Annotated in this window: 12 protein-coding genes and 1 riboswitch; of the genes, 5 read left to right on the top strand and 7 right to left on the bottom strand. The window is 69.6% G+C overall.

From position 1 onward, the window contains the following. Nucleotides 1–77: 77 nt before the first annotated feature. Nucleotides 78–2,471, top strand: coding sequence for a M64 family metallopeptidase (locus tag AC25Y0_RS07160; RefSeq protein ID WP_488134436.1), 2,394 nt, complete (start codon nucleotides 78–80; stop codon nucleotides 2,469–2,471). Nucleotides 2,472–2,673: 202 nt separating this feature from the next. Here AC25Y0_RS07160 and AC25Y0_RS07155 read toward each other — a convergent pair whose 3' ends face one another. Next, complete coding sequence (locus AC25Y0_RS07155; protein WP_488121935.1) at nucleotides 2,674–3,126, bottom strand: GNAT family N-acetyltransferase; 453 nt, start codon at nucleotides 3,124–3,126, stop codon at nucleotides 2,674–2,676. A 165-nt stretch (nucleotides 3,127–3,291) separates the two neighbouring features. Between AC25Y0_RS07155 and AC25Y0_RS07150 the strand changes: the two genes are divergently transcribed. Continuing rightward, a complete protein-coding gene (locus tag AC25Y0_RS07150; protein ID WP_488121936.1) occupies nucleotides 3,292–5,508 on the top strand; it encodes an NADP-dependent isocitrate dehydrogenase in 2,217 nt (738 codons plus the stop codon). A 90-nt stretch (nucleotides 5,509–5,598) separates the two neighbouring features. Here AC25Y0_RS07150 and AC25Y0_RS07145 read toward each other — a convergent pair whose 3' ends face one another. The 5 genes from AC25Y0_RS07145 to nagA all read right to left on the bottom strand — a co-directional run bounded on the left by AC25Y0_RS07145 (nucleotide 5,599) and on the right by nagA (nucleotide 12,228). Further along, on the bottom strand, nucleotides 5,599–7,083 hold the full coding sequence (locus AC25Y0_RS07145; protein ID WP_488134435.1) for a L,D-transpeptidase family protein: 1,485 nt from the start codon (nucleotides 7,081–7,083) through the stop codon (nucleotides 5,599–5,601). Between the two features lie 118 nt (nucleotides 7,084–7,201). Next, complete coding sequence (locus AC25Y0_RS07140) at nucleotides 7,202–8,593, bottom strand: FAD-binding oxidoreductase (protein ID WP_488121938.1); 1,392 nt, start codon at nucleotides 8,591–8,593, stop codon at nucleotides 7,202–7,204. Then, complete coding sequence (locus tag AC25Y0_RS07135; protein ID WP_488121939.1) at nucleotides 8,590–8,982, bottom strand: YrdB family protein; 393 nt, start codon at nucleotides 8,980–8,982, stop codon at nucleotides 8,590–8,592. The genes AC25Y0_RS07140 and AC25Y0_RS07135 overlap by 4 nt, the downstream gene beginning before the upstream one ends. 45 nt (nucleotides 8,983–9,027) lie before the next feature. Continuing rightward, entirely contained in the window at nucleotides 9,028–10,719 is a 1,692-nt protein-coding gene (locus AC25Y0_RS07130; RefSeq protein WP_488134434.1) for a sigma-70 family RNA polymerase sigma factor, read from the bottom strand. Nucleotides 10,720–11,061: 342 nt separating this feature from the next. After that, complete coding sequence (nagA, locus tag AC25Y0_RS07125) at nucleotides 11,062–12,228, bottom strand: N-acetylglucosamine-6-phosphate deacetylase (protein WP_488134433.1); 1,167 nt, start codon at nucleotides 12,226–12,228, stop codon at nucleotides 11,062–11,064. Between the two features lie 177 nt (nucleotides 12,229–12,405). Then, nucleotides 12,406–12,490: riboswitch (ZMP/ZTP riboswitch) on the top strand. Between the two features lie 43 nt (nucleotides 12,491–12,533). Between nagA and glyA the strand changes: the two genes are divergently transcribed. Both glyA and AC25Y0_RS07115 read left to right on the top strand, forming a co-directional pair. After that, entirely contained in the window at nucleotides 12,534–13,808 is a 1,275-nt protein-coding gene (glyA, locus tag AC25Y0_RS07120; RefSeq protein WP_488121942.1) for a serine hydroxymethyltransferase, read from the top strand. 108 nt (nucleotides 13,809–13,916) lie between these two features. After that, nucleotides 13,917–14,798 carry a bifunctional methylenetetrahydrofolate dehydrogenase/methenyltetrahydrofolate cyclohydrolase gene (locus tag AC25Y0_RS07115; protein ID WP_488121943.1) on the top strand — a complete coding sequence of 294 codons (882 nt, stop codon included), beginning with the start codon at nucleotides 13,917–13,919 and terminating at the stop codon, nucleotides 14,796–14,798. A 5-nt stretch (nucleotides 14,799–14,803) separates the two neighbouring features. Here the strand turns inward: AC25Y0_RS07115 and AC25Y0_RS07110 are convergent, their stop codons facing one another. Further along, nucleotides 14,804–15,340 (bottom strand): hypothetical protein, encoded by a 537-nt coding sequence (locus tag AC25Y0_RS07110; protein ID WP_488121944.1) that lies wholly within the window; start codon nucleotides 15,338–15,340, stop codon nucleotides 14,804–14,806. A 121-nt stretch (nucleotides 15,341–15,461) separates the two neighbouring features. On the opposite strand from AC25Y0_RS07110, the gene AC25Y0_RS07105 reads away from it, so the two are divergent. After that, entirely contained in the window at nucleotides 15,462–16,850 is a 1,389-nt protein-coding gene (locus AC25Y0_RS07105) for a serine hydrolase domain-containing protein (RefSeq protein ID WP_488121945.1), read from the top strand. Nucleotides 16,851–16,879 lie beyond the last annotated feature (29 nt).

The following is a 16,879-nucleotide window of genomic DNA, read 5'->3' as shown; positions in this document are numbered from 1 at the left end:
TGAGCCGACCGCTCCGACAAAGGTGTCATGCCATGGCGCGTGCGGGTCACAGCCCATTCGAGCCGAAAGTGGAGACCATGACCAGTACCCGAACTGCGGTCGCTCCGAGGCGGCGCTGGGGGGCGATGCTCACCGCATCGACCCTGGCGGCGTCCCTCGTGGCACTCGCGCCCCCCGCCGTCGCATTGGCAGCCTCCGCCGAGGTGGGCTCTTCCACCGTCGTGCCGATGCAGATCACCGGTGACGATGCTGAGCGCTTCTCGCTCGTCATCCTCGGTGACGGCTACACCGCCGACGAGCAGCAGAAGTTCTACGACCAGGTCGAGGTGCACCTCGAGACGATGTGGAGCATCGAGCCCTTCAAGAGCTACCGCAACCACTTCAACGTCTACGCGATCGGCATCGTCTCGGGCGAGTCGGGCATCAGCTGCGACCGTACGCTCGACGCCCCCCGTCGCACGACGCCGCTCAGCATGTCGTTCTGGGGCGGATGCCGCGCCTCGAGCGTCGAGCGCCTCATCACGATGAACAACTCGGCGGCGCAGCGTTACGCTTCCCAGGCGCCGAAGGTCGACCAGATCCTCGCGCTCGCCAACAGCGACACCTACGGCGGCGCGGGCGGCGCGTACGCGACGGCCAGCGGTGGAAACCCGCTGTCGGCGCTCATCTCGCCCCACGAGATCGCCCACTCGCTCGGTGGCCTGCAGGACGAGTACGACTACTACACGCGCGGCATCACGACGGGTGACTACACCGGTCGCGAGCCGAGCTCCGCTCACCACACGCTCATGACGGCCGAGCAGATGGCGCAGACCAAGACGAAGTGGTGGCGCTGGCTCGGTGAAGAGAGCGAGTCCGGTGGCATCATCGACGTCTACGAGGGTGGAATGTACTACTCGACGGGCATCTTCCGTCCGAGCAAGCACTCCATGATGAAGTCGCTGGGTTACCAGATGGACCAGGTCAGCCGTGAGGTCATGACCGAGAAGGTCGCCGGCCGCGCTCCGCTCGTGCCCGCGTCGACCCCCACCGATGCCGCCGTCGCACCCAACCAGGTGCTGTACGTCGAGACGTCGCACCCGGTCTACCACGAGAACGACGTGACCTGGGCGGTCAACGGTGAAGCGGTGGACAACCCCGCCAACCTGCGCACGCTCGAGCTCGGCAAGCTCGGCGTCAAGGCCGGCGACACCGTGACGGCGACCGTCGTCGACAACACCGAGTTCGTCCGCGACCCCGCGATCCGCGCCAAGGCGTCGATGACGCAGACGCGCACCTGGACCGTCGGCACCGGCTCGGCCAACGGCGGCACCGTCCGCCCCGGCATCATCGAGGCGTTCCCGACGTTCAAGCCCGCGGGCGCCGAGGACATCCTCTACGTCAACACGACGCACCGCACCGACCGTGCGTTCGACATCACGTGGCGTGTCGACGGCGAGGTCGTCGCGACCCCCGCCGGCAAGAACACGTTCGACCTGGGCGCGCTCGACCTGAGCGGCACGCACGAGGTCTCGGCGACCGTCTCCGACCCGGGCAACCCCGGTGCCGGACGCGTCGTGCAGGAGTGGGACGTCGACGCATCGGGCCCGACGGTCGAGGCGACCGTGACGGCTCCGATCTCGACCACGACGGGCGCCAACGGCGAGCCGCACTACATCGTGAACGAGTCGTTCGCGATGAAGCTCGTCGCGAGCGACGACCGCGAGGGTGCGCTCATCTCTGAGTTCCGCCTGAACGGCCAGGGCTGGCACAACTACTACGGTTCGCCGACCAACCCCGATGATCCGTTCCTCTTCACGCCCTCGGGCACGAACGTCGATGACCTCATCTACGGCAGCCTCGGCTCCGCCGGTATGTCGGCCTCGCCGTTCCAGCCGACCGAGCCCGGTTACGGCACCCACCGCGTCGAGTACCGTGCGACCGACGCGTCGGGCAACATCGGCCCGGTGAAGGCCTTCACCGTCACGGTCCTCGGCGGCGATGACTCCGACAACCGTCAGATCATCACGACCGAGGTCACCGGCGGCGCCCTGTCGCTCGCGATCGCCAGCGACGAGCCCGTCGTCCTCGACGGTGTCGCGCTGAACGGCGTGGACCAGACGGCGACCGGTGCTCTGCACGACGTCGCCGTCCGCGACTCGCGCGGTACCGCTGCGGGTTGGGACCTGACCGGCGAGGTCTCGGACTTCACGAGCGGCTCCGGCCTCATCGTGGCTGAGAACCTCGGTTGGGCGCCGCGCGCAGAAGCCGTCGTCGGCGACCTGCCGCAGGCTCCCGGCCAGTCGAGCAAGGTCACGGCCGGAAACGTCGCCGTGCCCGGTGCGGGCATCGGCGTTCCGTCCACGCTCTGCGAGTCGCCCGCGGGCAACAGCGCAGGTGCGTTCGTCTGTGGCGCCGACCTCACCCTCGGCGTCCCCGGGTCGGCGCGTGCCGGTACCTACGCCGGTGTGCTGACACTCACGCTCATCTGAGCGGATCTCCCCAACGGATGGGGCCCCGGAGCGCACGCTCCGGGGCCCCATCCCGTTTTCGGGGCACGGGTCTCGGTGCACGCCGAACGAACGGACGCGGCGAGGTGACGGCATCCGCGGGATACGGAGAGGCGCCGGCGTCCGCCAGGTCTGCGATCAGGCGCGCGGACGACCGCGCCGCGCGAAGCGGGGGATGCCGGGTCTAGAGGCCGACCTCGGCGATGACCTCGCCGTACTCCGTCTCACCCACGGGAGTGAAGCCGACACGGCGGAAGAACGCCTCGGGTCCGCCCTCGCCGGCTTCGTAGATCACCGCGACGCGACTCATGCCGCGGGAGCGCGCCTCTTCGAGGAGCTGCTCGACAGCGAAGCGACCGACGCCGCGACCCTGGTCATCGGCGTCGACGTTGATGCGCCAGAGAATCGACTTGAAGTGCTCGATGGGTGCCTCGGGGTCGAAGCTGGCGCTGACGAACCCGACGACCTCGTCGTCGTCGACGACGACGCGCTGCCAGGTCGTCTGCGGATTCATGACGGTCGCTGCGATCCCGTAGCTCACCGGCGCGAGGAACTGCTCCTGGCCGGGTTTGAGGGACATGTGGTTCACGGCGACGATCGTCGCCGCTGACAGTTCGACCAAACGCAGCTCACCCATAGACGACAGGCTAACCGCATTCTCGGTCGCGGGTCACGTATCCGCGCCTCACATCCGTGTGAAGACGGCCCCGATTATCTTGATATCGAGATATCTCGACCGTGTGCGGTAGCCTGGAATCTTGACTGAGGACTTGAATTTCCGACTGAACGAAAGACGTGACCGGTGACAGATTCGACCATCATCTACACCTACACCGACGAGGCTCCGGCTCTCGCTACCGCATCGTTCCTGCCGATCGTCAAGGCCGTCACCGGCCGGGCGGGCGTCGATGTCGAAACGCGCGACATCTCTCTGGCAGGCCGTATCCTCGCGGCGTTCCCGCAGGCGCTCACGCCCGAGCAGCAGGTCGGTGACGCTCTGGCTGAGCTCGGTGGTCTCGCGACCCTGCCCGAGGCCAACATCATCAAGCTTCCGAACATCTCCGCGTCCGTCCCGCAGCTGAAGGCCGCGATCGCCGAGCTTCAGGCGCAGGGCTACGACGTCCCCGATTACCCCGATGACGCCACGACGCTCGAAGAGAAGGACGTCCGCGCGAGGTACGACCGCATCAAGGGCTCGGCCGTGAACCCCGTGCTCCGTGAGGGCAACAGCGACCGCCGTGCGCCGCTGTCGGTGAAGAAGTACGCGCGCAAGCACCCGCACCGCAACAAGCCGTTCGCCGAGGGATCCAAGACCCGCGTCGCGACGCTCGGCCATGATGACTTCAAGGCGAACGAGACGTCCGTGCTCATCGAGGCCGACGACGTGCTGTCGATTCAGCACGTCGCCGCCGACGGGACCGTGACTCCGCTCAAGACCGGTCTCAAGGTGCTCCCCGGCGAGATCGTCGACGCGACCTTCCTCTCTGCCAAGGCGCTCGACGCCTTCCTCGCCGAGACGCTCGAAACGGCCAAGGCCGAAGACGTGCTCTACTCGGTGCACCTCAAGGCGACGATGATGAAGGTCAGCGACCCGATCATCTTCGGCCACGTCGTGAAGGCCTACTTCGATGACGTCTTCGAGCGTTACGGCGCCGAGCTCGCCCAGGCGGGTCTGAGCCCGAACGACGGACTCGGCACGATCCTCGCTGGTCTGCCGGCCCTCGAGCACGGCGAAGAGATCGCCGCCGCCATCACGGCCGACCTCGAGAACGGTCCCCGACTGTCCTACGTCAACTCCGACAAGGGCATCACCAACCTGCACGTTCCCTCCGACGTGATCGTCGACGCGTCGATGCCGGCTCTCGTGCGCAACGGGGGCAAGCTGTGGGGCGCCGACGGCGGCGAATCGGACACGCTCGCGGTCATCCCCGACTCGTCCTACGCAGGGGTCTACCAGACCGTCATCGAAGACGTGATCGCCCACGGTCCCCTCGACCCCGCCACGATCGGCACGGTGCCCAACGTCGGTCTCATGGCCCAGGCCGCCGAGGAGTACGGCAGCCACGACAAGACGTTCGAGATCGAAGCACCCGGCGTGGTCCAGGTGCTCAGCAGCACCGGCGAGGTGCTGCTCTCGCACGAGGTCGAGGCGGGCGACATCTGGCGCGCGACGCAGACGAAGGACGTCGCGGTCCGCGACTGGGTCAAGCTCGCCGTCACGCGCGCGCGGGCCACCGGATCGCCGGCGGTGTTCTGGCTCGACGAGAACCGCGCCCACGACGCCCAGCTCATCGAGAAGGTGAAGACCTACCTCGCCGACCACGACACGACGGGTCTCACGATCGAGATCCTCGCGCCGGCCGAGGCGACGCAGTACTCGCTCGACCGACTGCGCAAGGGCGAGGACACCATTTCGGTGACCGGCAATGTGCTGCGTGATTACCTGACGGACCTGTTCCCGATCCTCGAGGTCGGCACGAGCGCCAAGATGCTCTCGATCGTCCCGCTCCTCGCGGGCGGCGGCCTCTTCGAGACCGGTGCCGGCGGTTCCGCACCCAAGCACGTGCAGCAGCTGCTGGCCGAGAACTATCTGCGCTGGGATTCGCTGGGCGAGTTCTTCGCTCTCGCGGCCTCCCTCGAGCACCTCGCGACCGTGACGGGCAACGTCAAGGCGCAGGTCCTCGCCGACACGCTCGACGCCGCGACGGGGACCTTCCTCGAGAACGACAAGTCGCCCGGCCGTGCGCTCGGCACGATCGACAACCGCGGCAGCCACTTCTACCTCGCGCTGTACTGGGCGCAGGAGCTCGCGAACCAGCAGGCGGACCCCGAGCTCGCCGCGGCATTCGCGCCCGTCGCCGACTCTCTCGCATCGGCCGAAGACGACATCGTCGCGGAGCTCCTCGCCGTGCAGGGCGTACCGACCGACATCGGCGGCTACTACCGCCCCGACACCGAGCTCGTGACCGCGATCATGCGGCCCTCCGCGACGCTCAACGAGATCATCGACGGGATCTGACCCGCCCGATCACGAAGGCCCTGTCCGCTCAGCGGGCAGGGCCTTCGGTCGTTCACACCGGATGACGCAGGCAACCGGGCGCGGGGGCGGTCAGGCGCGGACCTGAACCTCGGTGCCGACGGGCGCCCAGTCGAAGAGGAATTTGGCAGCGCCGACGGGCATGTTCACGCAGCCGCTGCTGACGTGCGCGGCACCGAAGCTGTTGTGCCAGTAGGCGCCGTGGAACGCCTGGTCGCCGTTGAAGTAGGCCACCCAGGGCACGTTCTCGGTGCAGTACGGCGCTCCGGGGAAGCATCCCATGTCCTGAATGTTGCGCTTCCAGTTGATGCGGAACGATCCCGTGAACGTCGGCGACGAGGCCTTGCCGGCCGAGATGGGGTACGAGTTGACGAGGTTGCCGTTCTCGTAGAGGTAGGTGCGCAGATCGCTGAGATCGACCACGACGTTGCGGGCGAGGGTCGTCGTGGCGAACGGGACCTCGGTGACCGGCAGTGCGAAAGCGGCTTCGCCGGCGGCGAGCTGCTCGGCGAACGCCGCCGCGATACCGGACGTATCGCCCAGTTCGCGCCCGACGACGCCCGTGGCCAGCTCGCTGAGGACGCCGCCGCCGGAATCGGTGATGACCGTCGCGTTCGCAGCCTCGCGGTTGACCGCCTCGGGAAGCGTGTCGACGACGGACTGGATCGACGCCTCGTCGACGCCGACCTCGAAGGTGCCGCGCGCGCCGGGAGTGACGGTGAGCCACGAGGCGACCTGCTCGCGGGCGATCGGCACCGTGCGCTCGTCGCCGATGTAGAACCCGGCGGTGTCGAGGATGTCGTTGAGGTTCGCCGCGGCCGACTCGGCGACGAATGTCGGGGTGCCGGCGACGATGGGTGCCGCGACGGGTTCGAACACGACCGCTGTCTTGCCGGCGGCGAAGGCGGTGTCGAGCGTCTCGCCGAGCGCGACGAGGTCGACGCCGGTGCCCTCGACAGCGGGGGTCGTGACGTAGCTGATGGTCTCGGCGTCGAAGACGAGGGTCGCGTCGACGGGATCGACGTAGAGGTCGGGGGCAGCCTGGCGCAGCGCTGCCGTCGCAACCTCGGGGTCGATCGTCACGGACGCCTCGGTGGGTTCGGGGAACCACTGCGTGACGTTCCACATGGGGCTCGTGGCGAACGCGCTGTCGGCGAGGGCGCGGGCCTCGACCGTGGCGCCCAGGTCGAGCGCGTTGATCTCGACGTCGCCGCCGGCTCCGCTGAGGACGACGTTCGTCTCGGCCAGGCGTGCATCGATGGCGTCGGTCGCCGCACCCGAGGTGAGCAGGCCGACCGGAACGCCCCCGACCGACGTGCCCGGTGCGATGAGCACGAGCGAGGTCGCGACGAGGGCGACGGCGAGGGTCGCGGCTCCGGCACCGATCCAGATGCCCGTGCGACGCTTCTTCGGGCCGGGTTCGTTCGGGGCCCACTGGACCGACTCGGTTCCGTCAGTGGGCGGGATGGCCGCGGTCGTCGCCTCAGCACCGTCGGTGGGCGTGCCTCCGCCGGTGTCAGCCCCTTCGGCTCCAGGCTTGATCGCGAGATCCGTCACGCAGAAACCCCCCGGGTTGAACGGACATATCGCTCTATGGTATCCGAGCGTGCGAGGCGCGCGGGGTGAAGTTCGATCAGGGTCCCGATAACGGTTCGGTAAAGCGCCGTGGGCTGCGTCAGGTCTCGAAGACCTTTCCGGGGTTCATGATGCCCTGCGGATCGAACACGCGGGCGATCTCGCGCTGCAGCTGCCACTGGGCGTCGCCGAGTTCGTCGGCGAGCCAGCGACGCTTGAGCACACCGACGCCGTGCTCGCCGGTGAGAGTGCCTCCCAGGCGCAGAGCCGCGCGGAACAGGTCGTCGGCGGCATCCCAGATGTGGGGCGGAGTCTCGACGATGCCGTGCTCGTCGGGCCGCCCGTCGAAGATGAAGTTGGGGTGCAGATTGCCGTCTCCCGCGTGGGCGACCGTCGGGATCGAGACGCCGTGTTCGCGCTCGACCCGGGCGATCTCGTCGAACATCGACGGCATGGCGCTGCGGGGAACTGCGATGTCCTCGATGAGCGTCGTGCCCAGCGTCTCCATGGCGGGGTGCATCGAGCGGCGGATCGCGAGCAGCCGCTCGCCCTCTTCGGGATCGCGTGAGACCACGACGGTCCCGCCCGCGTGCCGCAGCACATCGGCGATGGCCGCGGCCTCGTCCTGGCTCGCCGGGCCGTCGGTCTGGATCGTCAGCTGCGCGGCGCCGGGCGTCGGTGGCGCGAGCGCGAGGAGAGCGTGGACGGCGGCGAGCGAGGCGGCATCCATCAGCTCCATGATCGACGGCTGCAGTCCCGCGGCGGTGACGGCCGAGGACGCCGTCGCGGCGGCGCGCACGTCGGGGAACGTCGCCGCGATCGTCTGCACCTCGCCGGGCACGAGCCGGCGCAGCTTGAGCGTCGCGCCGACGATGACCCCGAGCGTGCCCTCGGATCCGATCAGGAGCGACGTCAGGTCGAGGCCGGTGACGCCCTTGACGGTGCGCCGGCCGAGCTGCAGAAGACGGCCGTCGGCGAGTACGACGTCGAGCCCCAGCACGGCATCGCGCACAACGCCGTACTTGGTGCAGAGCAGGCCGCCCGCTCCCGTCGCGATGTTGCCCCCGACCGTCGAGATCGCGCGGCTGGCCGGATCGGGCGCCCACCACAGCCCCTCGGCGGCGAGGGCATCGTTGAGATCGGCGTTGAGGATCCCCGGCTCGACGACGGCGACGAGGTCGTCGGGGCGCACCTCGAGGATTCGCTCCATGCCGCGCACGGACAGCGCGATCTCACCGTCACCGGCGTTCGCCGCGCCCGCGAGTCCCGTGCCGGCACCGCGCGTCACGACGGGAGTCCCCGTCGCGCTCGCGATCCGCATCGTCTGCTGCACATCCTCGACGCTGCGTGCATGCACGACTGCGAGGGGCGTTCCGGAGGCCACATGGCCGGACTTGTCTGCACGGGCCGCTTCGCGCGCGGCATCCGTCGTGTCGATCCGCTCTCCGAGCGCCGCGCGCAGCTGCGCGAGAACGTCGGCGGGTCCGGTCACGCCAAGCGCCGCCGGCCCACGAAGACGCCTACCGTGACGGCGACGACACCGAAGCCGAGGCCGATCCAGGCCATGTCCATGCTCCACCACGCGATCGTCGCGGCGGCGTAGACGAGAAGCTCGACGAAGCCGCGCACGAACGGATGCACGGCGAAGACGGCTCGCGGCGAGACGAAGAGCGCCCACACGAGGATCGCGAGGGCGGGGGCGCCGATGCCCGCGACGATGTTCCACGGGAAGGGCCACGCGACGAAGCCCCAGAACGCGAGCGAGCCGAACGCGAGGATCTGGCAGAGGAAGGCGAGCACGTCGATGCCGGAGAGCGGCGCGCGCGTTCCTGCCGCCGGTGCGGCGGGCTTCTGAGGCGTCACGTACGGGGTCTCGGGCATGGGCTCCAGTCTACGCGCGGCGTCTCGCGCACTGTCGTCGCCGGCTCAGAGCAGGTCGTCGAACGGCACGAGATCCCGCACGTTGTGCGACCGGCCGGGACCGACCTGGTCCCCCGCGATGTATCGGATCTCGAGGCGTGCGCCCAAGAGCAGGTGCGCGACCGTCGGACGCAGGGTCATGGTCGCGGTGCCGGCCTCGTCGAGCAGCAGGACGCCGCGAGCCGCGCCGTCGTAGGTGACCCGCACCTGCGCGCCGGGGGCTCCCGTGACGGCGAAGCCGAGAGTGAGACGGGTTTCCTCGAACCACGCCGAGATGTCGTCGACCGACGGGCTTCCCTCGGGAAGCACCGGCCCCGGCAGCTCGGTCGGCTCAGGCTCAGGCTCACGCTCGGGGTCGGGGTCGGGGTCGGGGTCGGGGTCAGGGTCAGGGGTCGGTTCGGGGGACGGAGTCGGGGAGGGGGCCGGGGTTGGGATCGCCGACGGCGGCGGAACGGGGGCGGGCGAAGCGCTTGGCTGCGGCACCGTGACGCGCGGTTCGGGGGACGGCGCCGTGCCGGCGGGAGGTGCAGCTTCGGTGAGCGGAGCGAAGAGTGGGGGAGTCGGCTGGGGGGTGGAGGTTTCCCTCAGCCCGTCGCCCGGCGTCTGTGCGACCGGTTCGACGATCGCATCCCGCGCAGCGACCGGAGCCGAGGTCAGGGCCGGCACGACGACGGCGGCCGTGACGACAGAGCCGATGACGAGCAGGCCCGCCGCGGCGATGCCTGTCATGACGCCGATACCCGACAGTGCGCCACCGGCGACGGTCGCACCTGCCGCTCCCGCTGCTGCGCCGCCCGATGTCGCAGCTGCCGCCGATGCGGCGCCGCCGAGCGCGGCCGCGGTCCCCACCGCACCGTCGGTCACCGCCGCGGGCATGGCGGCGAGAGCGGTCATCGGTGTCGCGCCGCCCTGCAACGAGGCGAGATATCCCGCAGCTCCGGTCGCGCCGATCGTGAGCGGCAGCAGCACGAGCGCGAGGCGGCTGCCCACCTCTTTGGCCTCGCTGGCCACGATGGCGCAGCGCGCGCACTCCGCGAGGTGCGACTGGACCTTGTCGTGGTCGCGCCGGCCCAGGTTGTTGCGCACGTGCGCACCGAGCCTCTCGATCGTCCACTGGCAGTCGGACCCGTCGACGACCGCGCGCAGGTGCGCTTGGATCCACGCTTCGCGGAGCCCTTCGCGCGCCCGAAACGCCAGCTGGGCGACAGCGGTCGCCTTGAGTCCGAGCAGGGGCGCGATCTCGGCGGGCTTCATGCCCTCTATCTCGGAGTACCAGAGCACCTCCTGCCAGCGGGTCGGAAGGCTGCGGAACGCTTGGTGGGTGAGGCCGCGGTCGAGCGCCTCGTTCGTCGCCTGCTCGGCGGTCGCGGGGTCCTCGACGGCGTCGAGCTCGTCGATCGCCGTCTCTTTGCGCGCGCGACCCCATCCGGCGGCCGTATTGCGGATGCTTGTGAACAGGTAGGCGCGGAACGAGCCGGTCGGACCGCCGCCCTTCTGAATCGACTGGTAGATCCGCGTGTACGCCTCTTGGACGAGGTCGTCGGCGTCGAACGACGACACCGACCTCGCCACAGCGATGCCGGAGCGGTAATGGCGACGCCACAGCTCGCCGAAAGCCGACGTGTCACCGGACCGCGCGCGCAGCACGAGGTCGGCGTCGCTGAGCTCGGTCGCGCTCTGTGCGTCGTTCATCGTCATGCGGACTCCAGGTGGATGAGGGAAGGTCCAACGGCTTCACTCAAGAGACGCGTCATGGCGGGTTTCATCACGCGGCTTTCCATTCTGCTCGTGCCGACGCCGTTCGCCTCGAAAAAGAACTCTCGAAACCCGCGTCATAGATCGTGCCGACCCCCATCTCATGGGTGAGAGACGTTGCTCGCACTCCCCGCCTGGGGCAGGGGTCGGGCACGGCGATTCGCCGGACGCACCGTCCGGAGTCGTCGGAGGCGGGCTCGGAAGACTGCTCTGGGGAGGGCTTCCGGGTTTGCCTGATCTCACTGGGGGAGTCGCGGCCGCTGCACGTGGGGTGCAGCGGCCGCCTCATTCCTCGCCGGCGATCGGGGTGCCGCCGAGCCATACGGCGCGCACGTCGAGGTCGCTCGTGAGCAGAACAGCATCGGCCGACCGGTCGGGTTCGAGCGCGCCGAGATCGTCGCGGCCCAGCACGCGGGCCGGTGTCGTGGTGAGCGCCGCGACGGCATCCTCGAGGGCGACGCCCGCCGCTACCGTTTGCCGCAGCGCGGCATCCTGCGTGAGAGTCGACCCCGCGATCGGTCCGCCGCCGGCGAGGCGGGCGACGCCGCCCTCGACGTCGACGGCCTGCGAACCTAGGTCGTACCGTCCGTCCGGTGCCCCCGCCGCGGCCATGGCGTCCGTCACGAGCGCGATCCGACCCGGCGCCGCCGCGAACGCGATGCGCACGATCTCGGGATGCAGGTGCACTCCGTCGACGATGAGCTCGAGCGTCACCCGGAGGTCGCGCGTCGCCGCGCCCACCGGACCGGGCCCACGGTGGTGCAGTCCGGGCATCGCGTTGAAGGCGTGTGTGATGAGCGTCGCGCCCGCGTCGAACGCCGATGCGGCGGTGCCGGCATCTGCACTCGTGTGCCCCACGGCGGCGACCGCGCCCGCCGCGACGACCGCCCGCACGGTGTCGAGACCGCCGGGCAGCTCCGGGGCGAGGGTCATCTGGCGCACCGTGCCGCGACCGGCTGCGAGCAGGCGCGCGATGGACTCGGCGTCCGGATGCCGCAGGAGCGACTCGTCGTGCGCGCCCCTGTGGCGGGGGTCGAGGAACGGCCCTTCGAGGTGCGAACCGAGCACGGTCGGGTCGGACTCGGCCAGCTCCGCGATGTCGGCTGTGCGCGCGGCGAGCACGTCCAGCGGAGCCGTCACGAGTGAGACCACGGCGCGCGTCGTGCCGTGACCCAGGTGGAACCGGCGCGCCCGGCGGATCGCGTCGGGCCCGTCGTCGTGGGCGGCACCGCCCCCGCCGTGCGTGTGCAGGTCGATGAACCCGGGGGTGAGCACGGCGCGGGGGCCCGCGACCTCCTCCGCGTCGACGATCGTGTCGGCGCCCTCGACGAGCGGTCGCCATGTGTCACCTGTTCCGACCCCGAGCACCCGGTCATCCGCGAAGGCCACCCAGGCGTCCTCGAGGATGCCCCCGCCGTCGACGAGTCGAGCGGAGTGTATGACGGTCGTCACTGCGCGACCTCAGAGCGTGCGCTCGCCGATCGTGCCGCGGCATCCGGATCGTGCGTCGCCGCTGACGGGGGACCGAGACGGCCGGGAGGGGTCACGTCGGGCGTCCTAACGGTCGGGAGCGCGGGGAGCCCACACTACCGCCCGCGTCGGGGTGGCCGAGGGTGGCATCGGATATGCTCGGTGCGTCGCGACTGGCGTTGAGGTGGGCCACCACCGGGGAGCGGCTGACGACGGCATTCGACCGCACGCCTGGGCCGATGCGTGACCTTTCGCACCCTCCGATTGCCGCAGTCAAGGAGATCGTCATGACCGATAAGTTCTTCAACGCCCCGCTCGCCGAGGTCGACCCCGAGATCGCGCAGGTGCTCGAGCGCGAACTCGAACGCCAGCGCGGGTACCTCGAGATGATCGCCTCCGAGAACTTCGTGCCCGTCTCGGTGCTGCAGTCGCAGGGATCCGTGCTCACGAACAAGTACGCCGAGGGGTACCCCGGCCGGCGCTACTACGGCGGATGCGAAGAGGTCGACGTCGCCGAAGAGCTCGCGATCCAGCGTGCGAAAGAGCTGTTCGGCGCCGAGTTCGCCAACGTCCAGCCGCACTCGGGTGCGTCCGCGAACGCGGCCGTGCTGCACGCCATCGCCCGCCCCGGCGACACGCTGCTCGGCCTGTCGCTGGATCACGGCGGCCACCTCACGCACGGCATGAAGATCAACTTCTCGGGCCGGCTGTACGACATCGTCGCGTACGGCGTCGACGCCGAGACCTCGGTCGTCGACATGGACGAGGTGCGTCGCCTCGCCCTCGAGCACAAGCCCAAGGTCATCATCGCGGGCTGGTCGGCATACCCCCGCCAGCTCGACTTCGCCGCGTTCCGCGCGATCGCCGACGAGGTCGGGGCGCTGCTGTGGGTCGACATGGCGCACTTCGCCGGACTCGTCGCTGCGGGCCTCCACCCCAACCCCGTGCCGCACGCGCACGTCGTCTCGTCGACCGTGCACAAGACGATCGGCGGGCCGCGCTCGGGCTTCATCCTCACCAACGACGCCGACATCGCGAAGAAGATCAACTCGGCCGTGTTCCCCGGCCAGCAGGGCGGACCGCTCATGCACGTGATCGCAGCCAAGGCGACGGCGTTCAAGCTGGCCCGCACGCCCGAGTTCGCCGAGCGCCAGGAGCGCGTGCTGCGCGGAGCGGCGATCCTCGCCGACCGGCTGATGCAGCAGGACGTCAAGGATGCCGGGATCACGCTGCGCTCGGGCGGAACCGACGTGCACCTCGTGCTGGTCGACCTGCGTGACGCCGCGATCGACGGCAAGCAGGCCGAAGACCTGCTGCACGACATCCACATCACGGTGAACCGCAACGCGGTGCCGAACGACCCTCGTCCGCCGATGGTCACGTCGGGTCTGCGCATCGGCACGCCCGCACTCGCGACGCGCGGTTTCGGCGACGCCGAGTTCACCGAGGTCTCCGACATCATCGCCCTCGCGTTGCTGCCCGGCGCCGACACCGAGGCGCTGCGCGCCCGCGTCGCCGCGCTCACGGCTGCCTTCCCGCTGTACCCCGACCTGCAGCAGTAAGCCCCGCGCGGTCGAGAGCCGCAGACCGCGAGACGGCGAGAGCACGGGGGGATCGCACCCGTCGCGACGTGCCGTCGCCGTTTCGCGGACACAGACAGAGAGATGAGGATGCCGGTGATCACGCTCGACGGCAAAGCAGCGGCCGCTGAAATCAAGGACGAGCTGAGAGGACGCGTCGAGGCGCTGCGCGAACGCGGTGTCGTTCCCGGCATCGCCACGGTGCTCGTCGGATCCGATCCCGCCTCACAGCTGTACGTCGGCATGAAGCACCGTCAGTCCGAGGCGATCGGCATGAACTCGATCCAGATCGAGCTCGCTTCAGACGCGACGCAGGCAGAGGTCGAAGCCGTCATCGACGACCTCAACGCGGATGCCTCGTGCCACGGCTACATCGTGCAGCTGCCGCTGCCGAAGCACATCGACACCGATGCGATCCTCGAGCGGATCGACCCGGCGAAAGACGCCGACGGGCTGCACCCGACCAACCTCGGGCGCCTCGTGCTCAACGTCAATGCGCCGATCACGACGCCCCTGCCGTGCACGCCCCGCGGCGTCATCGAGCTGCTCGTGCGCAACGGCTACGACCTCAACGGCAAGCACGTCGTCGTCGTCGGACGCGGCGTGACGATCGGCCGTTCGATCGGTCTGCTGCTGACGCGCCGAGACATCAACGCGACCGTGACCCTCACCCACACCGGCACGACCGATCTCGCCCACCACCTGCGCGAAGCCGACGTCATCGTCGCGGCGGCGGGGGTCAAGCACATCGTGCGGCCCGAGCACGTGAAGCCCGGGGCCGCCGTGCTCGATGTCGGAGTGACGCGCGAGACCGACCCCGAGTCGGGCAAGAGCACGGTGCACGGCGACGTGCATCCCGATGTCGCCGAGATCGCCGGCTACCTCTCGCCCAATCCCGGCGGGGTGGGCCCCATGACGGTCGCCCTGCTCATGACGAACGTCGTCGAGGCCGCCGAGCGCTCCCTGGCCTGAGCGCGTCAGAGCTCGTCGAGCAGCTTGCGCTGCTCGTCGGTGAGGCCGTCGTTCAGTTCGCGACGACCTGCCGCTGACGCGGGTGCCTCGGGGGCGGCGCCGGCGGGGCGGACCGACCGGCCCGTCGCCCGGTCGTAGAGCGCGCCTGCGCGGGCTTCGATCTTGTCGTCGACGGCGTCGTAGATGACCCAGGCGAGCAGCAGCGCGAGCGGCGGGATCACCCACCCCCAGAACCAGCCGGACACGTTGACGCCCGAGAAGACGACCACGAGGATCCACACGATGAGCTCGACGACGAAGACGAGCGCGAACTGCACGATCTTCTCGGCGAGCCGTGTGCGCTGACCGGCCGACTTCGCCGCGGCGCCGCGGAACATCCGTCCGATGAGCGGTTTGAGCCAGATCGTCGCGGCCGTGAGGACGATACCCGCCCACAGGGCAGCCCAGCCCACGCGCACCGCCGGGAGCAGCCCGCCGACGACGAGCAGAACGACGACGTTGAACACGTAGAGCGAGACGAATCGCACGAGCCAGGCTTTCACAACGCCCAGACTGTCACGTGACTCCGCCGGCGACAACGTTCGGCGAGTCAGACGAATCGGACGTGCCACCTTCATCCGATCGGACGAAAGCAAGGGGGCATCGGCTTCCTATGGTGAGGGGATGCAGAACATCGCCGATGTCGCCGATTTCCTCCGCACCGACTTCTCCCGGCTCGTGGCCGAGCACGGAGTACCCGGTGCGGCCGTTGCCGTGCTGAAGGACGGCGAGGTGATCGACGCGGCCGCCGGCGTGCTCAGCACGGCGACCGGCGTCGAAGCCACGCCCGACTCGGTTTTCCAGATCGGTTCGATCACCAAGGTGTGGACGGCCACCCTCGTCATGCAGCTCGTCGACGACGGGCTCCTCGACCTCGACGCACCCGTGCGGCAGTACCTGCCCGAGTTCCGGATCGCCGACGAGAGCGCGGCATCCGTCATCACGGCGCGGCAGCTGCTCAGCCACCAGGGCGGTTTCGAGGGCGACGTCTTCACTGACACGGGCCGCGGCGACGATGCGATCGAGACCTACGTCGCGACGCTCGCCGAGCTGCCGCAGGTCTTCGCGCCGGGCGAGCTGTTCGCCTACAACAACGCCGGCTACATCGTGCTCGGTCGGCTCATCGAGGTTCTTCGCGAGAAGACGTGGGAAGCCGCGCTCATGGAGCACCTCGTGGCGCCGCTGGGTCTGACCCACACCGCACCGAGCGCGTACGAGGCGATCCTGCACCGCGCCGCCGTCGGGCACGTCGGCCCCGGCGAAGACGGCGTCGAGACGCCCGCGCCCATATGGGCTCTGGCGAAGTCGAACGAACCGGCCGGTTCGATGCTCGCGATGCGCGCCCGCGATCTTGCGACGTTCGCCCGCATGCACATCGAGGGGGGCCGTGCCGAGGACGGCACGAGCGTGCTGTCCGCGGCCTCGGTCCGCGCGATGCAGGACACGCACGTCGATCTGCCGCTCGTGACCGGAATGGGCGACGCGTGGGGCCTGGGGTGGGAGATCTTCGTCGATGGATCGCCTCGGATCATCGGCCACGACGGCGGCACGATCGGGCAGTCCTCGTTCCTGCGCATCCTTCCGGACGCCGGCATCGCCGTCGTGCTGCTCACCAACGGCGGCGACGTCATGGGGCTGTTCTCGTCGGTTGTGAAGCGCATCGTGAAGGATGCCGCGGGCGCAGAGCTGCACGGGTTTCCTCTGCCGCCGGCCGAGCCGTTCCCGGTCGATCCGGCCGCGTTCGTGGGCGCCTTCTCGAACTCCACCTTCGACATGACCGTGAGCGTCGACGACGCCGGGCGTCTGTGGATGGACACGACGCCCAAGGGTCTCGCGCTCGAGATGGGCGAGCAGGCCGAGCGCGTCGAGATCGTCGGCCTCGCCGGCAACTCGCTCATCGCGCTCGAACCCGCCATGAAGGACATGCACATGGTGTACACGTTCCTCGGCGATGACGGCTCGGGTCGCCGGAAGTACCTGCACTACGGCCGCGCCATGAGCCGCGCGGACTGACCGCATCCAACGCACTGCGAAACTCCAGG

Source organism: Microbacterium sp. Y547, from assembly GCF_057669785.1.
This window is presented reverse-complemented; position numbering and strand designations above follow the sequence as displayed.

Bases quoted from the DNA above. Each gene is read 5' to 3' on its own strand.
- AC25Y0_RS07115 (WP_488121943.1), top strand. From the start codon at position 13,917: ATGCCGGTGATCACGCTCGACGGCAAAGCAGCGGCCGCTGAAATCAAG.
- AC25Y0_RS07105 (WP_488121945.1), top strand. From the start codon at position 15,462: ATGCAGAACATCGCCGATGTCGCCGATTTCCTCCGCACCGACTTCTCC.
- AC25Y0_RS07160 (WP_488134436.1), top strand. From the start codon at position 78: ATGACCAGTACCCGAACTGCGGTCGCTCCGAGGCGGCGCTGGGGGGCG.
- AC25Y0_RS07135 (WP_488121939.1), bottom strand. From the start codon at position 8,982: ATGCCCGAGACCCCGTACGTGACGCCTCAGAAGCCCGCCGCACCGGCG.
- AC25Y0_RS07155 (WP_488121935.1), bottom strand. From the start codon at position 3,126: ATGGGTGAGCTGCGTTTGGTCGAACTGTCAGCGGCGACGATCGTCGCC.
- AC25Y0_RS07130 (WP_488134434.1), bottom strand. From the start codon at position 10,719: ATGACGATGAACGACGCACAGAGCGCGACCGAGCTCAGCGACGCCGAC.
- glyA (WP_488121942.1), top strand. From the start codon at position 12,534: ATGACCGATAAGTTCTTCAACGCCCCGCTCGCCGAGGTCGACCCCGAG.